The 23,180-nt window shown below is 67.8% G+C and carries 13 protein-coding genes and 2 rRNA genes; 9 read left to right on the forward strand and 6 right to left on the reverse strand.

The genetic code is table 11. From position 1 onward, the window contains the following. Positions 1 to 586: 586 nt before the first annotated feature. The gene (locus tag JOM49_RS38775; protein ID WP_209669306.1) at positions 587 to 2,119 is read left to right on the forward strand and encodes an alpha/beta hydrolase; all 1,533 of its coding nucleotides are present in this window, start codon (positions 587 to 589) and stop codon (positions 2,117 to 2,119) included. Here the strand turns inward: JOM49_RS38775 and JOM49_RS38780 are convergent. Beyond that, positions 2,104 to 4,044, reverse strand: a complete 1,941-nt coding sequence (locus JOM49_RS38780) for an acyl-CoA dehydrogenase family protein (RefSeq protein ID WP_209669308.1) — start codon at positions 4,042 to 4,044, stop codon at positions 2,104 to 2,106. The genes JOM49_RS38775 and JOM49_RS38780 overlap by 16 nt on opposite strands. 145 nt (positions 4,045 to 4,189) lie before the next feature. Here JOM49_RS38780 and JOM49_RS38785 point away from each other — a divergent pair, with 145 nt between their 5' ends. Together JOM49_RS38785 and JOM49_RS38790 are read left to right on the forward strand one after the other, a co-directional pair. Next, positions 4,190 to 5,059 (forward strand): patatin-like phospholipase family protein, encoded by an 870-nt coding sequence (locus tag JOM49_RS38785; RefSeq protein WP_209669310.1) that lies wholly within the window; start codon positions 4,190 to 4,192, stop codon positions 5,057 to 5,059. Between the two features lie 67 nt (positions 5,060 to 5,126). Beyond that, positions 5,127 to 6,320 (forward strand): L,D-transpeptidase, encoded by a 1,194-nt coding sequence (locus tag JOM49_RS38790; RefSeq protein WP_209669312.1) that lies wholly within the window; start codon positions 5,127 to 5,129, stop codon positions 6,318 to 6,320. 295 nt (positions 6,321 to 6,615) lie between these two features. Here JOM49_RS38790 and JOM49_RS38795 read toward each other — a convergent pair whose 3' ends face one another. Further along, positions 6,616 to 8,094 (reverse strand): MFS transporter, encoded by a 1,479-nt coding sequence (locus JOM49_RS38795; protein ID WP_372444181.1) that lies wholly within the window; start codon positions 8,092 to 8,094, stop codon positions 6,616 to 6,618. Positions 8,095 to 8,145: 51 nt separating this feature from the next. After that, entirely contained in the window at positions 8,146 to 11,736 is a 3,591-nt protein-coding gene (dnaE, locus tag JOM49_RS38800; RefSeq protein WP_209669314.1) for a DNA polymerase III subunit alpha, read from the reverse strand. A gap of 445 nt (positions 11,737 to 12,181) precedes the next feature. Here dnaE and JOM49_RS38805 point away from each other — a divergent pair, with 445 nt between their 5' ends. From JOM49_RS38805 to JOM49_RS38815, 3 genes are read left to right on the forward strand one after another with little or no spacing between them, the layout of a single operon-like run. After that, positions 12,182 to 12,850 (forward strand): FadR/GntR family transcriptional regulator, encoded by a 669-nt coding sequence (locus tag JOM49_RS38805; protein WP_209672150.1) that lies wholly within the window; start codon positions 12,182 to 12,184, stop codon positions 12,848 to 12,850. Further along, positions 12,847 to 14,283 (forward strand): amino acid permease, encoded by a 1,437-nt coding sequence (locus JOM49_RS38810; protein ID WP_308159018.1) that lies wholly within the window; start codon positions 12,847 to 12,849, stop codon positions 14,281 to 14,283. The genes JOM49_RS38805 and JOM49_RS38810 overlap by 4 nt, the downstream gene beginning before the upstream one ends. Next, the gene (locus JOM49_RS38815; RefSeq protein WP_209669316.1) at positions 14,280 to 15,218 is read left to right on the forward strand and encodes an asparaginase; all 939 of its coding nucleotides are present in this window, start codon (positions 14,280 to 14,282) and stop codon (positions 15,216 to 15,218) included. Before JOM49_RS38810 ends, JOM49_RS38815 begins: the two co-directional genes overlap by 4 nt. Here the strand turns inward: JOM49_RS38815 and JOM49_RS38820 are convergent. Continuing rightward, entirely contained in the window at positions 15,201 to 16,343 is a 1,143-nt protein-coding gene (locus tag JOM49_RS38820) for an acyl-CoA dehydrogenase family protein (RefSeq protein ID WP_209669318.1), read from the reverse strand. The two genes, JOM49_RS38815 and JOM49_RS38820, sit on opposite strands and share 18 nt — an antisense overlap. A gap of 106 nt (positions 16,344 to 16,449) precedes the next feature. Here JOM49_RS38820 and JOM49_RS38825 point away from each other — a divergent pair, with 106 nt between their 5' ends. The 3 genes from JOM49_RS38825 to JOM49_RS38835 all read left to right on the forward strand — a co-directional run bounded on the left by JOM49_RS38825 (position 16,450) and on the right by JOM49_RS38835 (position 19,564). Then, positions 16,450 to 17,283, forward strand: coding sequence for a LysR family transcriptional regulator (locus JOM49_RS38825; RefSeq protein ID WP_209669320.1), 834 nt, complete (start codon positions 16,450 to 16,452; stop codon positions 17,281 to 17,283). Between the two features lie 8 nt (positions 17,284 to 17,291). Beyond that, positions 17,292 to 18,152 carry a LysR family transcriptional regulator gene (locus tag JOM49_RS38830; RefSeq protein WP_209669322.1) on the forward strand — a complete coding sequence of 287 codons (861 nt, stop codon included), beginning with the start codon at positions 17,292 to 17,294 and terminating at the stop codon, positions 18,150 to 18,152. Positions 18,153 to 18,223: 71 nt separating this feature from the next. Then, on the forward strand, positions 18,224 to 19,564 hold the full coding sequence (locus JOM49_RS38835; protein WP_209669324.1) for a serine/threonine-protein kinase: 1,341 nt from the start codon (positions 18,224 to 18,226) through the stop codon (positions 19,562 to 19,564). 67 nt (positions 19,565 to 19,631) lie between these two features. Here the strand turns inward: JOM49_RS38835 and rrf are convergent. Both rrf and JOM49_RS38845 read right to left on the reverse strand, forming a co-directional pair. Next, positions 19,632 to 19,748, reverse strand: a 5S ribosomal RNA gene (rrf, locus tag JOM49_RS38840). 82 nt (positions 19,749 to 19,830) lie between these two features. Beyond that, positions 19,831 to 22,947 (reverse strand): 23S ribosomal RNA (locus JOM49_RS38845). Positions 22,948 to 23,180 lie beyond the last annotated feature (233 nt).

A 23,180-nucleotide genomic window follows, 5' to 3' on the forward strand; every position in this document is an offset into this window, starting at 1 on the left:
CCGAACCCCACACTCCCGAAGCCGAGTCCCACACTCAGGCAGCCGAAACCCACGTTCGCGAAGCCGAGGACTGCGCTCGCGCGACCGAGTCCCACATTCGGGCAGCCGAACTCCACACCCGTGCAGTCGAGTCCCACGTTCGGACAGCCGAGTTCCACATTGAGGCGGCCGGAGCCCGCGTTCGGGGAGCTGCCGGGCAGCCGAGTCCGACGGTTGAGGGTGGTTGAGCCTCCGCGGCAACCACGCCGGATGCCCACTCGACAGTCCGGCCGCGGGCCCTCGACTGTGGAGTTCAGCTGCCTGAATGCCGACTTCGCCTGCCTGAACGTGGGGTTCAGCTGCGCGAACGTGGGTCTCAGCCTCCCGAACGTGGAACTCGCTTACCTGAACGCGGAACTCGGCTGCCCGAACGTGCAACTCGGGTGCCTGGACGCCGAACTCGGGTGCGCGAGCATGGGGACGGGTGGGGTGGGTGTCACCTGGTTGTATGGTCCGCGGGCGGGGTGGGGTCTCGAATGGGTGGGGAGGGGTGCGCGGGTCTTCCGGCGGTAGTTGGGTGGTCACACCCCAACTGTTCGGAGGCAGCATGCGCAGTACACGGACCGGGCTGGCGATCGCCTCGATCGCCGTGATCGCCGCCGCGGGGGTGCCCGCGATCGCGCAGCAGGCCCTCTCGTGGACGCCCTGTCCGGAGGAGTTCGGCCGCAAGGTCGAGTGCGCCGAGGTCAGTGTGCCCCGCGACTACGACGATCCCGCCGGGCCGCAGATCAAGGTGGCGATCTCCCGGCAGAAGGCCACCAGCGACCGCCGCCGCGGCATACTGCTGCTCAATCCCGGTGGGCCAGGGTCGAGCGGGCGCGGGATGCCGGGCGCGGTCGGCAAGCTGGCCCCGCGCGGGGTGACCGACCAGTACGACCTCATCGGCTTCGACCCCCGCGGCACCGGCGCCAGCACCCCGGTTTCCTGCGAGCTGACCGCCGAGCAGCAGGACGTCACCAAGCTCATGCCCTACCCCGCCCCCGACGGCTCCATCACCGCGAACCTCGCCTACGCCGAGCAGGTCGCCGGGCAGTGCGCCGCCGACCCGAACCTCCCCCACGTCACCACCGCCAACACCGCCCGCGACATGGACCGCATCCGCGCCGCGCTCGGCGAGGAGAAGATCTCCTACTTCGGCGGCAGCTACGGCTCCTACCTCGGCGCCGTGTTCACCACCCTCTTCCCCGAGCGCAGCGACCGCGTCGTGCTCGACGCCGTGGTCGACCCGACCGACGTCTGGCGCCGCGTCTGGCAGTTCTGGGGCCCGGCCAACGAAGAGCGCTTCGACGACTTCGCCCGCTGGGCCGCGCAGCGCCACCCCACCTACGAACTCGGCAACACCCCGCAGGCGGTCCGGCAGACCTACCTCGACCTGACCGGCAAACTCGACATCACCCCGCTCGCCGCCACCCGGAAACCCATGTCCGGCAACGACTTCCGCGGTCGCACCCGTGGCGCGCTGTACGGCGACGAGAGCTTCCCCTCACTGGCGAAGCTGTGGCAGGCCGCCAAACTCGCCGACGCCGCGAAAGCCGCCGAAGCCCGCGACGAACTCCAGCTGCCCGACGACTCGCAGTCCCTGCCCGCCACCCTCTGGGGCATCGCCTGCAACGAGGCCAGCTGGCCGCGCGACCCGGAGGTGTACCGGCAGGACGTGGCACGCGACCGCAAGCGCTACCCGATCACCGGCGGCATGCCGTCCAACGTCTGGCCCTGCGCGTTCTGGCCGCACCAGCCGGAAACGCCCGTCGCGGTGAGCGACCGCGGGCAGCCCACCGTGCTGCTCCTGCAGAACCGGCGCGATCCGGCCACCCCGCTGCCCGGCGCGGTGGCCATGCGCGACGCGCTCGGCGACCGCGCCCGGCTGGTGCTCGCCGACCAGGGCGGCCACGGCACCTACCTGACCACGCAGAACGCCTGCGCCTCCAACGCCGCGACTGCCTACCTCGTGCACGGCACGGTGCCGGAGGACGACGTGACCTGCGGCCCGGACACCGAGGTCCCGGACGCCAGGGTGGCGTCCGGGCCCAAACGTGACGAGCTGGTCCGGAAGCTGCGCGCCGCTCAGTTCCCGTTCTGACGCGGCAGGTACCGGCGCGCCACGTTCTCCTGGGCGGACGCGCCGGCCTGCCAGTCGGTGATCCACGGGCCGGTGCCCTCGCTCGGGTCGAGCACGCCTTCTTCGAGCCAGGTGTACCGGCCCTTCAGCGTGCGCCCGGCGATCCGGTGGTCGACGTCGTCGGTGTTGGCCCACAACGCGCCGAACAACGCCTCCACCCGCAACCGCGCCTGACGGCAGAAGGCGTCGGCGAGTTCGTAAGCCGCCTCGCCTTCTTCACGGTTGATTCCGCGCTGCATTTCCGCGCGCACGCAGGCAGCCGACATCGCGAACAGCTCGGCGCCGATGTCGACGATCCGCCCGAGGAAGCCCTGCCGCTTCTCCAGCCCGGCCTGCCAGCGCGCCATCCCGTAGAAGGTCGACCGCGCGAGCTTGCGCGCGGTCCGCTCGACGTACCGCAGGTGCCCGGCCAGCGCGCCGAACTCGGTGTACGAGGTCGGCACCTGGCCCTTGCCGGCGACCAGTTTCGGCAGCCACTTCGCGTAGAACCCGCTCGCCTTCGCGGCGGCCTTCGCCTTGGCCTTCACGTCGGCGTCCGGGTCGGCGAGGTCACCCGCGGCGGTGAGGTGCGAGTCGACCGCCTCCCGCGCGATGAGCAGGCGCATGATCTCCGAGGAGCCTTCGAAGATCCGGTTGATGCGCAGGTCGCGGACCAGCTGCTCGACCGGCACCGCCCGCTCCCCGCGCGCCGCCAGCGACTCGGCCGTCTCATAGCCACGCCCGCCGCGGATCTGCATCAGCTCGTCGGCGATCAGGCAGGACACCTCGCTCGCCCACAGTTTCGCGAGCGCGGCCTCGATGCGGATGTCGTTGCGGCCCTCGTCGCTCATGTGCCCGGACAGGTCCAGCACGGCTTCCAGCGCGTAGGAGGTCGCCGCGATGTAAGAGATCTTGTTCGCCACCGCGCCGTGCTCGCCGACCGGCCTGCCCCACTGGACCCGCTCGCCGGACCACTCGCGGGCGATCTTCAGGCACCACTTGGCCGCGCCGGCGCACATCGCCGGGATGGACAGCCGTCCGGTGTTCAGCGTGGTCAGCGCGATCTTCAGCCCGTCGCCCTCGCGGCCGACCACGTTCTCCTTCGGCACCCGCACCTTGTGGAACCGGGTCACCCCGTTCTCGATGCCGCGCAGGCCCATGAACGCGTTGCGGTGCTCGACGGTGATGCCCGGCGAGTCCGCTTCGACGATGAACGCGGTGACCCCGCCCCGGTGCCCCTCGCTCTTGGGCACGCGGGCCATCACCACGACGAGTTCGGCGACCACGCCGTTGGTGGTCCACAGCTTCACGCCATCGAGTTCGTACGCCTCACCGCCGTCCACCGGGACCGCCGAGGTGGCCAGGCGCGCCGGGTCGGAGCCGACGTCGGGTTCGGTGAGCAGGAACGCGGTCACCGCGCCCTTGGCGCACCGCGGCAGGAAGCGCTTCTTCTGTTCCTCGGTCCCGGCCAGCTTCAGCGGTTCGGGCACGCCGATCGACTGGTGCGCGGACAGCAGCGCGCCGATCGTCGGGTGCACGGACGCGGCGAGCATCAGCGCGCGGTTGTAGGCGAACTGGGTCAGCCCGAGCCCGCCGTAGACCTCGGGGATCTTGATGCCGAAGCAGCCCAGTTCGGCGAACCCCTTGACGAACTCGTCCGGGATGCGCGACTCCCGTTCGATCACCGTGCCGTCGAGGGTTTCGCAGTACGCGCGGAGCTGGGTGAGGAACCGGTCCGCCCTGGCGTCGTCCTCCTCGGACGGCAGCGGGTGCGGGTGCACCAGGTCGAGGCGGAACCGGCCGAGGAACAACTCCTTGGCGAAGGACGGTTTCTGCCAGCCGCTCTCCCTCGCCTCCTCGGCCACCGCGCGGGCTTCCTTCTCCGTCACCTTGGGCTGGTCGGCCACGACAGCCTCCCCTTCCTCGCTTCGACGAGTCCCGTCAAGTCCATTCCGGAAACTGTGACCAGTGTTACCCATCAGTAGCGCCGGGGAAACCGGCAGGCGGGCTACGTTACTGAAGAGTTCGACCCCGATCAGGAGGACCGGAGAGATGACCACGGCGGATCTGCCGCGCCCGCTCGCGTTCGTGCTCGGGGGTGGCGGCAGCCTCGGCGCGATGCAGGTCGGCATGCTGCGCGCGGTGACCGAAGCGGGCTACCGGCCGGACCTGGTGGTCGGCACCTCGGTCGGTTCGCTCAACGGCGCGGTGCTGGCGCGCCAGGGCGACGACCAGGCCGAACGCCTGGAGCGCATCTGGACCAGGATGACCCGGCACGAGGCCTTCCCCGGCGGCGTGTTCAGCCAGGTCCGCACCCTGCGGCACAGCCGGACCAACCTGTTCCCGAACACCGGGCTGGCCGCGATCGTCGACGAGTACCTCGGCGAGGGCACCACCTTCGAGGACCTCGCGCTGCCGCTGGGCGTGGTGACCACCGACGTGGAGACCGCCGAACCGCGGCTGCTCCGCTCCGGCGAACTGCGGCCCGCGCTGCTGGCCAGCTGCGCGATCCCGGGCATCTACCCGGCGGTCGAGCACGAGGGCAGGCTGCTCTACGACGGCGGGCTGGTGGCCAACGTGCCGATGCGCCAGGCGATCGCGATGGGCGCGAAGTCGCTGGTCGTGCTCGACTGCGCGTTCCCCGGCCGGCTGCCCACCCGGCCGCAGACCCTCGCCGAGGTGGTCATGTTCACCGCGATGATCAGCATGCGGAACCAGGCGGTGCTGGAGGCGCCGCTGGCCGCCACCGAGGTGCCGGTGGTCTACCTGCCGGGGCCGCCGCCGGTGCGGGTGAGCCCGCTGGATTTCCGGCGCACCGCGGAATTCACCGCACTCGCGTACGAATCGGCCAAAAAGCACCTGTCCGGACTTTCGGTGCACGGCCCCGGCCTTTATGGTGTGCCCGGGCTCGCCACCCCCTGACCGGGAACTGCCGGTAGTTTTGACGCCAAGGGAAATCCACCGCGTCAATTCTTAAAAAAGAGATAACATGGCACCCAAGAAGTCTTTACTCTGGCTCCCGCTGACCGCGTTGCTGCTGCTTTCCGCGTGTTCGGCAGGCGATTCCGGCGGCACCACCCCGGGCACGGCCGAACCGGCGCCGGGGCAGCCGGTGGTGCGCATCGAGCCGGCTGGCGGGCAGGACCTCAGCCCGGTGACACCGGTCACCGTGCACGCCGAGAACGCGGGGCTGACCGAGGTGACCGTGACCAACATCGCGCGGGGGACGCAGGTGAAGGGCACGCTCGCCCCGGACCACGCCAGCTGGACCTCGGCCGAGCCGCTCGGCTACGGCGCCGGCTACACGATCGTCGCGAAAGCCGTTGACCAGCAAGGGAAACCGCTCGAGCAGCAGGCGCGGATCACCACGCTCACGCCGAAGCAGCAGGCCGAGCCGAACCTCATCCCGGCACCGGGGGCGGTGGCGCAGAGCGGGATCGGCGTCGGCCAGCCGATCGTCTTCCAGTTCAGCCAGCCGGTGAAGGGCGACGCCGCGAAGGCCACCGTGGAGAAGTCGCTTTCGGTCGTCTCCGAACCGGCGCAGGAGGGCGGCTGGTACTGGATCGACGACAAGAACGTGCACTACCGACCGAAGCAGTACTGGCAGCCGGGCACCACGCTGAAGGTCGACGCCAAGGTCTACGGCGTCGATTTCGGCGGCGGGGTCTACGGTGCGCAAGACCGCAGTGAAACCTACAAGGTGCACGATTCCTGGGTGGCCAAGGCGGACGGCGGCACCGAGCAGATGCAGATATTCCACAGTGGAACGCTGGTGAAGACCATGCCGATCTCGATGGGCAAGGACGCCACCCCGACCCACCTCGGCGCGCACGTCATCTCGGAAAAGCACGAAAGCTACACCATGGATTCGTGCACCTACGGCGTCTGCCAGGGCTCCCCCGGTTACTACCGGACGCAGGAGAAGTGGTCGCTGCGCATTTCCAACGACGGTGAATTCGTGCACGAGAACCCGAACAGCGTCGGCCAGCAGGGCAGCGCGAACGTCTCGCACGGCTGCATCAACCTCAACGCCGAGAACGCCAAGTGGTTCTTCGACAACCTCGGCCTCGGCGACGTGGTCGAGGTGACCGGTTCCGGCGGCCCGCAGCTACCGGTGTGGGACCTCTACGGCGACTGGTCGCTGCCGTGGGACCAGTGGGTGGCGGGCAGCGCCCTCCACTAGCGGCGCACCGGAACGTACTGGAGTGAGCCCGGGGTCTCCCCCTCCCGAGCTCACTCCAGTGGCCTTCGCCCGCGCCTACCCCACCGTGGTGGCGACGCCCTCAGCGCTTCACCGTGCGATCCCCCGCGGCCGTCGGTGACGTGCGGCTGAGAGTTCCTCCCGGATGCGCGTCCGGGAGACAATCCGGCACAGCAGTCTGACCCGAATTACCACCCTGGGTAGCGAATACCGCGGCGCGAAGGCGGTCAAAGCCTCGCACAGTGGCTCAGCGTAGCGCCATTAGCGGACCGGCGTGTCACCCGGATGGACTATCGGCGAACACGCTGCGCTGTCCTCCGACCGCGACCCGCCGCCGTCGCAGCTCGAAGATCCCGAGCCCGAGGGCGACCGCGGTGAGCCCGGCCGCGCAGCCCATCGACACCGCCAGCGCCACCGGATAGTCCTTCCCCGTACCGGAAACCGCCGCGTGGAAGACCGAGGCGAGCGTGGCCGTGCCGATCGCGGTGCCGATGCGCTGCCCGGTCTGCAGCGCGCCTCCGGCGACCCCGGCCATCTCCGTCGGCACGCACTCCAGGGTCAGCGTGGTGTTCGGCGAGATCACCATGCCGCCGCCGATCCCGCCGATCAGCAGCGGCAAGGCGATCGCCAGCCCGGCGTGCTCGGCCGGGAACACCAGCACCGCCACACCCGACCCGACCATGCCGAGCACCACCATGCTCAGCCCGGTCACGGTCAGCCTGCGGCCCCAGCGCTCGACCAGGCGGCCGGCGATCACCGCGGACACCGCCGAGCCGACCGCGAACGGCGTCACCGCCAAGCCGGACTCCAGTGGCGTGAACCCCAGCCCCTGCTGGAAGAACATCGCGAACACCAGCCAGATCCCGGTGAACGCGCAGAAGTAGACCGAGCCGAGCGTGGCGCCGCTGGAGAAGCCGCGCACGGTGGTGAACAGCCGGATGTCGAGCAGCGGGGCCCGTTCCAGCCGCACCAGCCGCCGTTCCCGCCAGACGAAGAGCGCGCCGAGCACCACGGCGATCGGGAACAGCCACCACAGCTTGCCCAGCCCGCCCTGTTCGGCCTCCATCACCGGGAACAGCACCGCGGCCACCGCGAGCCCGAGCAGCAGTGCGCCGACGAAGTCCAATTCGGACCTCAGCCCGCGCACCGACCGGGGTGACTTCGGCAGCAGCCGGGCCGCCAGCACCAGCGCGAGCGCGCCGATCGGGATGTTCACGTAGAACACCCACCGCCAGCCCTCCGGATCACCGAACACGGCGAGGATGACCCCGCCCAGCACCGGGCCGACCGCGGTCGAGATGCCCACGACCGCGCCGAACATGCCGAACGCGCGCCCACGCTCCGGACCGGAGAACAGCTCCTGGATCAGCCCGGTGTTCTGCGGGGTGAGCAGCCCGCCCGCCATGCCCTGCAGCAGCCGGGCGACGATCAGCAGCACCTCGTTCGGCGCGATCCCGGCGAGCGCGCTGGTCGCCACGAACCCGGTGAGCGCGATGAGGAACATCCGCCGCCTGCCCAGCGCGTCGCCCAGCCTGCCGCCGGCCACCAGCACCAGGCCGAAGGTCAGCGCGTAGCCGGAGACCACCCACTGCACCCCGCCCGCCGACGCGCCGAGATCGGCCTGCATCGACGGCAGCGCCACGTTCACGATGCTGACGTCGAGCAGCACCATGAACCCCGCGGTCAACGTCACCGCGAGCGCCTTCCAGCGACGGGGATCGGGTTCGGCGCGGTGACTGCCCTCGGCTGTGCTCACCCGTCCATCGTCGCGCGGATCACCGCGCCCGGCTCGGCGGCGCGGCCGGGATCACGTGTTCGCGGTGATCCCCTGGATGCTCTTCAGCTCGCCCATCAGCATCGAGCTGACCCGCACCGGGTAGTCGTCCAGCGCGTACATCCGCGGCCCCTGCTTGCCCATCAGCTTCAGATGCGCCGGGGTCTCACCCTTGTGCGCGAGCAGCGTGGACTTCAGCTCGCTGACCACGGAGTGGTCGAGCTTCTCCGCGGCGACCAGCAGCACCAGTGGCGGTTCCTCGTCACCGACCGCGGCGTCCGACAGGTCCAGCGGCACCAGGCCCCCGCCGAAGACGGACATCTTGTCCTCGCGCCAGTTGACCCGGCCCTTGACCAGCACCGCGTTGTCCTCGATCAGGTCCGCGGCGAAGATCGCGTAGGACTTCGGGAAGAACAGCACCTCCAGCGAGGCGTCCATGTCCTCCACCGTGCAGATCGCCCAGGGCTCACCCTTCTTGTTGACCCGCCGCTCCAGCGCGGTGATCAGCCCGGACACCACGATCTCGCCTTCCTTCGGCGGATCCGCCAGTATCGCCGCGATCGGCTTCTTCGCGTGCTTGCGCAGGATCCGCTCGGCGCCGTCCAGCGGGTGCGCCGAGACGTAGAGGCCCAGCATCTCCCGCTCGTAGGAGAGCAGCTGCTTGCGCGGGTACTCCTCGTCGCTGAACTTCAGGTGCGCCAGCGGGGAGGACGCCGCCGCGGCCGCCGCGTCGTCCGGTTCGTCGCCCATCGGGCCGAACAGGTCGAACTGGCCCATCGCCTGCTGGCGCTTGAGCGGCACCACCGCTTCCACGGCTTCTTCGTGCGCCTGGACCATCGACAGCCGGGTGTTGCCCATGGAGTCGAAGGCCCCGGCCTTGATCAGCGATTCGATCACCCGCTTGTTGCAGGCCACCAGCTCCGACTTGTCCAGGAAGTCGGTGAACGAGGTGTACTTGCCCTTCTCCTCGCGGGTCTTGATGATCGACTCGACCACGTTCGCGCCGACGTTGCGGACCGCGCCCATGCCGAAGCGGATGTCGTCCCCGACGGCCGCGAACCGCTGGGCCGATTCGTTGACGTCCGGCGGCAGCACCTTGATGCCGAGGCGGCGGCACTCGGAGAGGTAGATCGCGGACTTGTCCTTATTGTCCCCGACCGAGGTCAGCAGCGCGGCCATGTACTCCGCGGTGTAGTTCGCCTTGAGGTACGCGGTCCAGTACGAGATCAGGCCGTAGGCGGCCGCGTGGCTCTTGTTGAACGCGTACCCGGCGAACGGGAGGATCGTGTCCCAGAGTGCCTTGATCGCCTCGTCGGAGAACCCGCCGGGCACCAGCTCGCTGGCCTTCATCCCGGCCTCGAAGCCCTCGAACTCCTTGTCGAGGACTTCCTTCTTCTTCTTGCCCATCGCGCGGCGGAGCACGTCCGCGCGGCCCATCGAGTAACCGGCCACCTTCTGGCCGATGTGCATGATCTGCTCCTGGTAGACGATCAGGCCGTAGGTGTCGGCCAGGATCTCCTTCAGGGGCTCGTCCAGCTCGGGGTGGATCGGCTTGACCTTCTGCCGGTTGTTCTTGCGGTCGGCGTAGTCGTTGTGCGCGTTCATGCCCATCGGGCCGGGGCGGTACAGCGCGCCGACCGCGACGATGTCGTCGAACAGCGTCGGCTGCATGCGCCGCAGCAGGTCCCGCATGGGCCCGCCGTCCAGCTGGAACACCCCGAGCGTGTCCCCGCGGGCGAGCAGTTTGTAGGTCTCGGGGTCCTCGACGCCCAGGGTGTCGAGGTCGATGTCGACCCCGCGGTTGGTCTTGATGTTGTCGATGGCGTCGCCGATGACGGTCAGGTTGCGCAGGCCGAGGAAGTCCATCTTCAGCAGGCCGATGGCCTCGCAGGAGGGGTAGTCCCAGCCGGTGATGATCGAGCCGTCGTCCCGCTGCCAGAGCGGGATCGCGTTGGTCAGCGGTTCACTCGACATGATGACCGCGCAGGCGTGCACGCCGGCGTTGCGGATGAGGCCTTCGAGGCCGCGGGCGGTTTCGAAGATGGTGGAGACCTCGGAGTCGGTCTCGACCAGGGCACGGACTTCGGCGGCCTCGCCGTAGCGCTCGTGCTTGGGGTCGACGATGCCCGAGAGCGGGATGTCCTTCGCCATGATCGGCGGCGGCAGGGCCTTGGAGATCTTGTCCGCGATCGCGTAGCCCGGCTGTCCGTAGTGGACGCGGGCGGCGTCCTTGATCGCGGCCTTCGTTTTAATGGTGCCGAAGGTGATGACCTGGGCGACCTTGTCCACGCCGTACTTGTCGGTGGCGTAGCGGATCATCTCGCCGCGGCGGCGGTCGTCGAAGTCGATGTCGATATCGGGCATCGAGACGCGCTCGGGGTTGAGGAACCGCTCGAACAGCAGCTTCTGCGGGATCGGGTCCAGGTTGGTGATACCGAGGACGTAGGCGACCAGCGAACCGGCGGCCGAACCACGGCCGGGGCCGACGCGGATGCCCACGCGCCGGGCGTAGTTGATCAGGTCGGCGACGATGAGGAAGTAGGCCGGGAAGCCCTTGCCGATGATGACGTCGAGCTCGACCTCGATGCGCTCCTGGTAGCCGTCGGGCGCGCCTTCCGGGAAGCGCCACTTGAGGCCGCGCTGGACCTCCTCGCGCAGCCAGGTGCCCTGGTCGTAGCCGTCGGGGACCTCGAAGAACGGCAGCCGATCCTTGTGCGCGTAGACCTCTTCGTAGGACTGGACGCGTTCGGCGATGAGCAGGGTCGAGTCCGCCGCGCCCGGGACCTCGGTGTCCCAGTACTGGCGCATGTCCGCCGCGGACTTCAGGTAGTAGCCATCACCGTCGAACTTGAACCGGTTCGGGTCATTGAGCGTCTTACCCGCCTGCACACACAACAACGCACTGTGCGTGTCCGCCTGATCCTGGGTCACATAGTGCGAGTCGTTGGTCGCCAGCGGCGCCAGACCCAGCTGCTTACCGATCTCCAGCAGACCCTCACGCACCGACCGCTCGATCGGCAACCCGTGATCCATCAACTCCAGGAAGAAATTGCCCGCCCCGAAAATGTCCTTGTAGTCCGACGCGGCCTGGATCGCCTCGGCCTTCTGCCCCAGCCGCAACCGCGTCTGCACCTCACCCGACGGGCACCCCGTCGTGGCGATGATCCCCTCATGGTGCTCGGCGATCAACTCCCGATCCATCCGCGGCTTGCGGTAATACCCCTCCAGGCTCGCCAGCGACGACAACTTGAACAGGTTCCGCAACCCCGTGGCGTTCTCCGCCAGCATCGTCATGTGCGTATACGCACCCGCACCCGAGACGTCGCCACCCTCACCCAGCTCATCCGCCCCACGCTGGTTCGACTGACCCCAGAACACCGGCTTCTTGTGAAACCGCGACTCCGGCGCCACATACGCCTCGATCCCGATGATCGGCGTGATCCCCGCCTTGCGCGCCTGCTGGTAGAACTCATCCGCCCCGTACATGTTGCCGTGGTCGGTCATCCCCACCGCCGGCATCCCCAACCGAGCCGCCTCCGCGAACAACGGCGCGATCTTCGCCGCCCCATCCAGCATCGAGTACTCGGTGTGCACATGCAGATGGACGAAAGAATCCTTGGACACCAGCGAAAACCTCCCCTGAACACCACCGGCCGCGACCGCCGCCCGGGGGATCCACCGTAGTCCAGTCGTAGATCCTCAGCACCAGCGGCACGCCCTCCGAATCCGGTGATCCGACGCCCCCCTCGCGCCACCGGCACCCACCTCGGCTGATTGCTATGAGTGCGGCATTACTAGCGTTGAGTGCAAGTAATGCCCCACTCATAGCAATCAACTCGACCCGCGAGATCACTAGTGAGCCGGGTCACCCGATCGGTCGGCCAAGATCCACATCGGCCACCGCCGACCCCAGCTCAGCGCGGAAATCCCTGCCCCACCAGCCATACCGGACGGTCTGCCGTCGCCCGGCGCTCCGCTTGACAACGCCGAGCGCGCGACCGCACCATCTGCCCTCGTGAACCTGTCAGACAGCCAGACAGTCGGACATTCCGCCCAGCGGATGACCGCGATGGAGGCCGTGCTCGCCGGTCTCCGGTCGGCCATCGAGGGCGGAGAGTACGCCGTCGGCGGCAAGCTGCCGTCGGAGGCCGCGCTGTCCGCCGAGTTCGCGGTGAGCCGCTCGGTCGTCCGGGAGGCGCTGCGCGTGCTGCAGGCGCTCGGGCTCACCGTCTCCCGCCCCGGCAAGGGCACCTTCGTCGCGGCCGCGGGCCCGGTGGAGAACCCGGTCTTCGGCGACTACTCGGCCCGCGACCTGTTCGAGGTCCGCAGGCACGTGGAGATCCCGGTGGCTGGCTACGCGGCCCGGCGCCGCGGCCAGGACGATCTCGACCTGCTCGAGCACCTGCTGGACAAGATGTCCGGCGAGACCGACGACACCGGCTGGGTGGCGCTGGACAGCCTGTTCCACATCACCATCGCCCAGGCCTCGGGCAACCCGGCCTTCGGCAAGGTCATCGAGGAGATCCGCGACGCGCTCTCCCGCCAGTCGAGCTTCCTCAACCAGCTCGGCGACCGCCAGGCCGAGTCGAACGCCGAGCACGCCGAGATCGTGCGGGCCATCGCGGACGGGGCCGAGGCGGCCGCCGTCGAGGCGATGACCCGGCACCTCGACAACGTCGAGCGAACCCTCGAAACCATCGTGCGCAACGACGCGCACCGACCCCCGGAGCACCCGTGACGGACCAGACCCTGCAGCCCACCGCGCCGCCCGAGACGGTCGACGCCGGGGACTCCGGCTACAGCAAGGCGCTCAAGCCCCGCCACATCAGCATGATCGCCATCGGCGGCGCGATCGGCACCGGCCTGTTCCTCGGCGCGGGCGGCAGGCTCGCCTCGGCGGGCCCGGCGCTGGCCATCGCCTACGCCATCTGCGGCCTGTTCGCCTTCTTCGTGGTGCGCGCCCTCGGCGAGCTGATCCTGCACCGCCCCTCCTCCGGCGCCTTCGTCTCCTACGCCCGCGAGTTCATGGGTGAGAAGGGCGCTTTCGTCGCCGGCTGGATGTACTTCCTCAACTGGGCCACCACCGGCATCGCCGACATCACCGCGATCGCCTTGTACGCGCACTTCTGGAGCTTCTTCACGCCGGTTCCGCAGTGGGTGCTCGCGCTCGTCGCGCTGGCCGTGGTGCTGGTGCTGAACCTGGTGTCGGTGAAGCTGTTCGGCGAGATGGAGTTCTGGTTCGCCATCATCAAGGTGGCCGCGCTGGTGCTGTTCATGGTGATCGGCATCGTGCTGCTGGTCACCGGCGACCCGATCAACGGCACCTCCCCCAGCGTCGGCCTGCTCGGCAGCGAAGGCGGCTTCCTGCCCAACGGCCTGCTCCCGCTGGTGCTGGTGATCCAGGGCATCGTGTTCGCCTACGCCTCGGTCGAGCTGGTCGGCGTCACCGCCGGGGAGACCGCGGAACCGGCGAAGATCATGCCCAAGGCGATCAACTCGATCATGTGGCGGATCGGCGTCTTCTACGTCGGCTCGGTGGTGCTGCTGGCGATGCTGATGCCGTGGAGTTCCTACACCAAGGGCGAGAGCCCGTTCGTCACCGTGCTGTCCAACATCGGCATCCCGGCCGCCGGTGACGTGATGAACCTGGTGGTGCTGACCGCCGCGATGTCCAGCCTGAACTCGGGGCTGTACTCCACCGGCCGCATCCTGCGCTCGATGGCGGTGGCCGGCTCGGCGCCGAAGTTCACCGGCGTGATGAACCGCAACCACGTGCCCTACGGCGGCATCCTGCTCACCGCGGCGGTCTGCGTGCTCGGCGTCGGCCTGAACTACGTGGTTCCCGCGGACGCCTTCGAGATCGTGCTGAACTTCGCCGCCATCGGCATCCTGTCCACCTGGGGCATCATCATGCTGTCCCACCTGCTGTTCTGGCGGAAGGCCAAGGCGGGCCTGGCCCAGCGGCCCTCGTTCCGGCTGCCCGGGTCCCCGGTCACCGAGATCGTCACGCTGGTCTTCCTGGCGGGTGTCCTGGTGCTGATGTGGTTCGACGAGCTGGGCAGGCTGACCCTGCTGTCGCTGCCGCTGATCCTGCTCGCGCTGGTGATCGGCTGGTTCAGCGTCCGCAAGCGGGTCGACACCACCAAGGCACTCACCGAGGTCCAGCCATGACAGCCGCACCAGCTCACGTCCCCCTTCTCCACGTCCTGCGCGACGGCCTGGTCGAGAGCGTGCACTTCGGTTCCGTCGTGGTCATCGGCCCGGACGGCGAAGTGCGCTTCTCCACTGGTGACGTGGAATCGCCGGGCTACCCGCGCTCGGCGGCGAAACCGCTGCAGGCCGCGGCGATGACCCGGCTCGGCCTCGACCTGCCGGACGACCTCCGCGCGCTGGTCGCGGCCAGCCACTCCGGCGAGGACTTCCACCTCGCCGGGGTCCGCCGCATCCTCGGCGACGCCGGCTGCACCGGCGCCCACCTGCGCAACCCGGTCGCCCTGCCGTACGACCCGATCGTCCGGGACGCCTGGCTGGCCGCGGGACGGCCCGCCAGCAAGCTGTCGCACAACTGCTCGGGCAAGCACGCCGCCATGCTCGCGGTCAGCCGGGCGCACGGCTGGTCCACCAAGGATTACCTGGACCCGGACCACCCGCTGCAGCGCGAGATCGCCACCGTGGTCGCCGAGCTGGCCGACGAGCCGATCGCGAAGGTGGCCACCGACGGCTGCGGTGCCCCGCTGTTCTCGATCTCGCTGCTCGGCCTGACCAGGGCGATCGGGCGCCTCGGCGCGGCCGATCCGGAGACCGCGGAGGGCGCGGTGGCCCACGCGATCCGGCGGCACCCGGAGATGCTGGCCGGGATCCGGCGCGATGTCACCAAGCTGATGCGCGCGGTACCCGGCCTGATCGCGAAGGACGGCTTCGAGGGCGTGCAGGTGGCCGCGCTGCCGGACGGCTCGGCACTCGGCGTCAAGATCGCCGACGGTGGTGACCGCGCCCGGCTGCCGGTCACCCTCGCCGCACTCGGCCTGCTCGGCGTGGAAACCGCGCTGGACCAGGACCCGACCCTCCAGGTCACCGGCGAACTGGCGTTAGCCCCGGTCAGCTAGGAGCTGCTTGGCGATCACCAGTTTCTGGATCTCGCTGGTGCCCTCGTAGATCCGGAACAGCCGGGCGTCGCGGTAGATGCGCTCGACGGCGACCCCGCGCATGTAGCCCATGCCGCCGTGCACCTGCACCGCGCGGTCGGCGACCCGGCCGAGCATCTCGGTGCAGAACAGCTTCGCGCTGGACGGCGCGAGCTTGCGGTCCTCACCGGAGTCGTACTTCGCCGCGGCGTCGAGCACCATCGTGCGCCCGGCGTACAGCTCGGCGTGCGACTCCGCGAGCAGCGCCTGCACCAACTGGAACTCCCCGATCGGCCGACCGCCCTGCCGGGTGACCTTGGCGTGCTCGACGGCCTCGGCGAGCGCGCGCTCGGCCATGCCGACGCAGACCGCGGCGATGTGCAGCCTGCCGCGCGCCAGCGAGGCCATCGCGATCCGGAAGCCCTCGCCCTCGGCGCCGATCAGCGCGTCCTCGCCGACCCGGACCTCGTCGAAGAACACCTCGGCGGTCCACGCCCCGGCCTGGCCCATCTTCGGGTCGTGCGGGCCGACGGTCAGCCCCGGCGCACCGGCGGGCACCAGCAACGCGGAAATCCCGTGCCTGCCGGTCGAATCGGGCTCGGTCCTGGCGAAGACCACGAACACGTCGGCCAGCGGCGCGTTGGTGATGAACCGCTTCGCCCCGGTCACCACGAACTCCGAGCCGTCGCGCACGGCACGCGTGGTCAGCCCGCTCGGGTCCGAGCCTGCCTCGGTCTCGGTCAGCGCGAAGGCGGCGATGGCCTCCCCCGCGGCGAGCTTCGGCAGCCATTCCGTGCGCTGCGCGTCGGTGCCGTACTTGACGATCGCCTGCCCGGCGATGCCGTTGTTGGTGCCGAACAGCGAGCGGAACGCGGGCGTGGTGTACCCGAGTTCGATGGCCAGCCGGACGTCCTCGCCCATGCTCAGGCCGAGACCGCCGTACTCCTCGGGCAGCGCCCAGCCGAACAGGCCGAGCCCGGCCGCCTGCTGCCGGATCTGCGCCGGGATCTCGTCCCGTTCTTCGATCTCGGCCTCGCGGCCGACGACCTCCTTGCGGATGAACTCACGCACGGTTCGCAGTACCGCGTCGAAGTCCTCGGCGTCCACACGACCTCCAGCTCTGGGTTACGCCCAATCCAGCACAGCGCGGCGACACACGCAAAGTCGGGATTCCGCATGATCGGATAGGCGCTGCCTATGTCAGAGTGCGGGCATGGATCTCCGGCAGGTCGAGTACTTCCTCGCGGTCGTCGACCACGGCGGCGTGACCAGGGCGGCCGAGGCCTTGTTCGTCGCGCAGCCCTCGGTTTCGCAGGCGCTTCGCGTGCTCGAACGCGAGCTGGCGGCCGAACTGTTCGACCGGGGTGGACGGCGGCTCGTGCTCACCGAGGCGGGCCGGTCGTTCGTCGGTCCCGCGCGGCGGCTGCTCGACGACGCCCGGCTGGCGAAGGCCACAGCCTCTCGGGTCGGTGAACTCCGGAGCGGCCGGCTGACGATCGCCGCGCTCGCCACGCTCGCGGTCGACCCGCTGCCCGCGCTCGCGGGCGAGTTCCACCGGCGGCACCCCGGTGTGCTGCTCTCGGTCACCGACCCCGGCAGCCCGGACGACGTGGTCACCGAGGTCAAGCGCGGGCACTGCGAACTGGGCCTGACCGAACTGCCGGTGACCGGCGTCGAGCAGCGCGGCCTCGGCAGCCAGGAGATCGTGCTCGCCGTGCCTGCCGCCTTCGCCGCGGGCCTGCCCGATCCGGTGCCGCTCGCCGCCGCCGCGAGCCTGCCCCTGGTGCTGGGCCTGGCCGACGCGACCATCCGCAAGCTGATCCCCGAGACACTGCACCCCGTGGTGGAGTGCGCGCATCCGGAAGGCGTGCGACAGCTGGTCGCGCACGGCGCCGGAGCCGCTTTCCTGCCCAGGACGCTGGCCGAACGCGAGTTGCCCGGGGTGCCCCTACTGGCCACCGAGCCCGCGATCCGCCTGGAGATCGGGCTGATCTTCCGCCCGGGCCCGCTGTCCCCCGCCGCGGCCGCCTTCATCGAACTCGCGTAGGAGCCGACGTGGAACTTCGCCAGGTGGAGTACTTCCTCGCGGTGGTCGACCACGGCGGCATCACCCCGGCCGCCGCGGCGACCGGGGTCGCGCAGCCGTCGGTCTCGCAGGGCATCCGGTCGCTGGAGCGGGCACTCGGCGTGGACCTGTTCCACCGCATCGGCCGGGGGCTGGTGCTGACCTCGGCGGGTCACGAGTTCATCGGCCCGGCGCGGCAGCTGCTGCGGGACGTGGTCGCCGCCGAAGGCTTCCTGCGGACCGCCCCGCGCGGCAGGCTCGACATCCACGCCTGGCCGTTCACCACCGGTCACCCGGTGGCGGCGCTGGTCGGCGCGTTCCGGCAGCGGCACCCGGGGGTGTCGGTGCGCATCGGCGAACTGCGGGACAACGACTCCGTGCCGTCGCTGCTCCGGGACGGCCACTGCGAGCTGGTCTTCTGCTACCTCCCCGCCGGCGGCGACGGCCTCACCACGCACGAACTCGGTGTGCACGAGTACGCGCTGGTCTTCCCGCCGGGCACGGAGGTGCCGCCGGACGACCCGCTGCCGCTGGCCGCGCTGCCGGATCTGCCGCTGATCGTCGTGCCGAAGGGCAGCCCGGTGCGGGCGCAGATCGAGGACGCGCTCGCCGGCGCGAACCGCCGGACCCGGGCGTCCGCGGTGCTGCGGCACCGCGCCGCGGCCGAGCGGTTCGTGCTGGCCGGGGTGGGGGTCGGCGTGGTCGAACGGTCCCGCGCGGAGGACGCCGCCCGCGAAGGCGCGGTGATCCGGGGGATCTCGCCACCCATCCGGCGCAGGTATGGAATCGTCTACGACGCTCAGCGCCTGTCGGCGGTGGGTAAAGCATTTCTCGAGTCAGCGTTTGGGTGACGACCCACCCGGGTACTCGCGATGACTTGTCTCGTTTCGACAGTGGATCCGACAGTGGAGGAGCCCCGGCGGTGAGTTCGGCCGACGACACGTTGCCGCGGTTCGACCTGCCCGAGTTGGCGGAAGAGCCGGTGTGCCCGGCGCTGGTGGCCGGGCGCTACCGTCTGCTGTCGAAGACCGGCGCGGGCACGAGCGCGGTGGTGTACCGGGCGATCGACCTCGAAGCCGGGCACGACGTCGCGGTGAAGCTGTTCCACCCGGGGATCGCGGGCAAGGACTTCCTGCGCCGGGAGCGCGAGTTCCGAGTGCTCGCCGATCTGCACCACCCCGGGCTGGTGGAGTTCCGCGATTCGGGCTTCGACCTCGACCGGGCCTACCTGGTGATGCAGCTGGTCGACGGCCCGACCGTGGCCGGTCGCATCCTCTGCGGTCCGCTGACGGCCGCGGAGACGACCCAGCTGGGCATCGGCATCGCCGAAGCGCTGGCGTACGTGCACTCCCGCGGCATCACCCACCGCGACCTGAAACCGGCGAACATCCTGCTCGCCGGGGACCGCCCGCTGCTCACCGACTTCGGCCTGGCCTACCGGCTGGGCACCAGCGACCTGACCTCCAGTGGCGCGGTCGTGGGCACCGCCGCCTACATGGCGCCGGAACAGGTGCGGGGCAAGGAGGTCGGCCCGCCGGCCGACATCTACGCGCTGGGCCTGATCCTGCTCGAATGCCTGACGGGCTACCGCGAATACCCGGGCGCCATGGTGGAGTCGGCACTGGCGCGGTTGTCGCGCACGCCGGAGATCCCCGACTTCGTCGGCCCGATGCTGTCCGCCCTCCTGACCCGCATGACCGACGAGGACCCCCGGGCCCGGCCGACCGCCGCGCAGGTGGCCGCCGCTCTCCTGTCGCCAGAGGCACCCACGGCCATCACCAGGGTGATCGGCAGGCTCACCGCCGAGCAGGCCGACGCGCCCACCTTGGTGACCAAGCCGGTGCCGATGGACCAGCCGCCGGTGGCCGGGACCAAGCCGTTGCAGGCCGGGAAACCGCCGAAGCGCCGCCGGAAGGTGGTGCTCTCCGCTGCCATTCCCGCTGCCGCGCTGGCTGTCGCCGGCATCTTCGCCCTGGCGAACTCCGGTGGCTCGCAGGGTTTTCCGGCCGACGGGACCCCGCACAGCACTCCGGCGCCGCCGCCGGTGGTCGAGGCGGGCGCGCCGGTCGGCAGTGCCACCCTCTCCCCCGGTACCGGGCAGCCGGTGGTGCCGCCGGTGAACGCCCAGCCGCAGGGCGGCACGGTGCCGGTGGACAACTCGGGCACCCCGGGCAACTCGGGTCCCGGCAAGAAGGACGAAAACCGCGACAGGAACAACGGCAAGGGCGAGCCCGCGCAGAAGCAGTCGAAGAAGGACAACTGATCCAGGGCACACGAAAAAGCGGGGCCCGAGTCATTGCTGACTCGGGCCCCGCTCTGTTTCACGTTAAGTTCGGCGGCGTCCTACTCTCCCACACCCCTTCGAGTGCAGTACCATCGGCGCTGGCAGGCTTAGCTTCCGGGTTCGGAATGGGACCGGGCGTTTCCCCGCCGCTATAACCACCGAAACACTACGAAACAACCAACCGGTGTCGTTAACATGCTCTGGTGTGGTGTTTCAGAGCCGTAGAGTGGATGCGAAGCGTCTTTGTAGGCAAGTCCTCGGCCTATTAGTACCAGTCAACTCCACACATTACTGCGCTTCCATTTCTGGCCTATCAACCCAATCGTCTTTTGGGGGCCTTAACCCACAAAGGGGTGGGATACCTCATCTAGGAACAGGCTTCCCGCTTAGATGCCTTCAGCGGTTATCCCTTCCGAACGTAGCTAACCAGCCATGCCACTGGCGTGACAACTGGCATACCAGAGGTTCGTCCGTCCCGGTCCTCTCGTACTAGGGACAGCCTTCCGCAAGTATCCTACGCGCGCGGCGGATAGGGACCGAACTGTCTCACGACGTTCTAAACCCAGCTCGCGTGCCGCTTTAATGGGCGAACAGCCCAACCCTTGGGACCTACTCCGGCCCCAGGATGCGACGAGCCGACATCGAGGTGCCAAACCATGCCGTCGATATGGACTCTTGGGCAAGATCAGCCTGTTATCCCCGGGGTACCTTTTATCCGTTGAGCGACACCCCTTCCACCAGGTGGTGCCGGATCACTAGTCCCGACTTTCGTCCCTGCTCGACCTGTCAGTCTCACAGTCAAGCTCCCTTGTGCACTTACACTCAACACCTGATTGCCAACCAGGCTGAGGGAACCTTTGGGCGCCTCCGTTACTCTTTGGGAGGCAACCGCCCCAGTTAAACTACCCATCAGGCACTGTCCCTCACCCAGATCATGGGCGTAGGTTCAGATTCCCAATCCGGCCAGAGTGGTATTTCAACAACGACTCCACACCCACTAGCGTGAGCGCTTCACAGTCTCCCACCTATCCTACACAAACCGAACCGAAAACCAATACCAAACTATAGTAAAGGTCCCGGGGTCTTTCCGTCCTGCCGCGCGTAACGAGCATCTTTACTCGTAATGCAATTTCGCCGGGCCTGTGGTTGAGACAGCCGGAAAGTCGTTACGCCATTCGTGCAGGTCGGAACTTACCCGACAAGGAATTTCGCTACCTTAGGATGGTTATAGTTACCACCGCCGTTTACTGGCGCTTAAATTCTCAGCTTCACCCCCGAAGGGATTAACCGGTCCTCTTAACGTTCCAGCACCGGGCAGGCGTCAGTCCGTATACATCGAATTACTTCTTCGCACGGACCTGTGTTTTTAGTAAACAGTCGCTTTCCGCTGGTCTCTGCGGCCACCCACCCCTAGCCCGTAAAGGACTTCAGGATGTTTGGCCCCCCTTCTCCCGAAGTTACGGGGGCATTTTGCCGAGTTCCTTAACCACAGTTCACCCGATCGCCTTGGTATTCTCTACCTGACCACCTGTGTTGGTTTGGGGTACGGGCCGTGCACGCACTCGCTAGAGGCTTTTCTCGGCAGCATAGGATCACTCTACTTCACCTCAATCGGCTACGCATCACGTCTCAGCCTACATGCCATGCGGATTTACCTACATGACGGCCTACACGCTTACACCAGTACTACCATTCACTGGCGGAGCTACCTTCCTGCGTCACCCCATCACTTGACTACTACAGAATCAGGCCCCACGCTCCACAACACAGATCCATCCGAAGACTTCACCATGCGCTTTGGGTGGTTAGTATCAACTGCCTCATCAGGGACGCACGTGCTCGGGTACGGGAATATCAACCCGTTGTCCATCGACTACGCCTGTCGGCCTCGCCTTAGGTCCCGACTTACCCTGGGCGGATTAGCCTGGCCCAGGAACCCTTGGTCATCCGGCGGCAGAGTTTCTCACTCTGCATTCGCTACTCATGCCTGCATTCTCACTCCCACACCCTCCACCGCTGGTTTACACCGCGGCTTCCCTGGATGCAGGACGCTCCCCTACCCATCAACACGACTAGATGCTCATCCGAAAACAAGCACCGATCTATTGTGTCAATGACACAGCTTCGGCGGTGTGCTTAAGCCCCGCTACATTGTCGGCGCAGGACCACTTGACCAGTGAGCTATTACGCACTCTTTCAAGGGTGGCTGCTTCTAAGCCAACCTCCTGGTTGTCTGGGCAATCCCACATCCTTTCCCACTGAGCACACACTTAGGGGCCTTAGCTGGTGTTCTGGGCTGTTTCCCTCTCGACGACGAAGCTTATCCCCCGCCGTCTCACTGCCGCACTCTCACCCACCCGTATTCGGAGTTTGGTTGACTTCGGTAACCCGGTAAGGCCCCTAGGCCATCCAGTAGCTCTACCCCGGATGGGAAACATACGACGCTGCACCTAAATGCATTTCGGGGAGAACCAGCTATCACGGAGTTTGATTGGCCTTTCACCCCTACCCACAGCTCATCCCCTCAGTTTTCAACCTAAGTGGGTTCGGGCCTCCACACCGTCTTACCGGCGCTTCACCCTGGCCATGGGTAGATCACTCCGCTTCGGGTCTAGACCACGCGACTCAAAACGCCCTATTCAGACTCGCTTTCGCTACGGCTACCCCACACGGGTTAACCTCGCCACGCAGCACTAACTCGCAGGCTCATTCTTCAAAAGGCACGCCATCACTTATTACAGCTCTGACGGCTTGTAAGCACACGGTTTCAGGTACTCTTTCACTCCCCTCCCGGGGTACTTTTCATCTTTCCCTCACGGTACTAGTCCGCTATCGGTCATCAGGAAGTATTTAGGCTTACCGGGTGGTCCCGGCAGATTCACAGCAAATTCCACGAGCTCGCTGCTACTCGGGAACACCACCACGCAACACCCACACAGTTTTCGCGTACGGGACTCTCACCCACTCCGGTCCACCATCCCAGGTGGTTCCACTAACCATGCAGCATCACGCCAGAAATGTCAGTTCCTGGAAGATGGGTCCCACAACACCGCACACACAACGCCTGACAGCTTGACATGCGCACGGTTTAGCCTCATCCGCTTTCGCTCGCCACTACTCACGGAATCACGGTTGTTTTCTCTTCCTACGGGTACTGAGATGTTTCACTTCCCCGCGTTCCCTCCACACACCCTATATATTCAGGTGCGGGTAACACCACATAACTGGTGCTGGGTTTCCCCATTCGGACACCCTCGGATCTCAGCTCGGTTGACAGCTCCCCGAGGCTTATCGCAGCCTCCCACGTCCTTCATCGGCTCCTGATGCCTAGACATCCACCATGTGCTCTTAACAACTTGACCACAAAGATGCTCGCATCCACTCTACAGTTCTCAAACACCACACCAGAAACAACACCAGCGTGCTGCCTCAGGACCCAACAGCGTGCCAGCAAACAACCACCCAACCAAACCCAACGAAGCTTTCCACGCCCCCAGAAGGAGCAGTACTCACCACGCCGGCAACCTGACCGGACAGTGATAGACCAGTAGTTCCACAATTCCTTGAGCAACCAGAGCAAGTACACAGTCGGCAC

Source organism: Amycolatopsis magusensis (assembly GCF_017875555.1).
GTDB classification, from domain to species: domain Bacteria; phylum Actinomycetota; class Actinomycetes; order Mycobacteriales; family Pseudonocardiaceae; genus Amycolatopsis; species Amycolatopsis magusensis.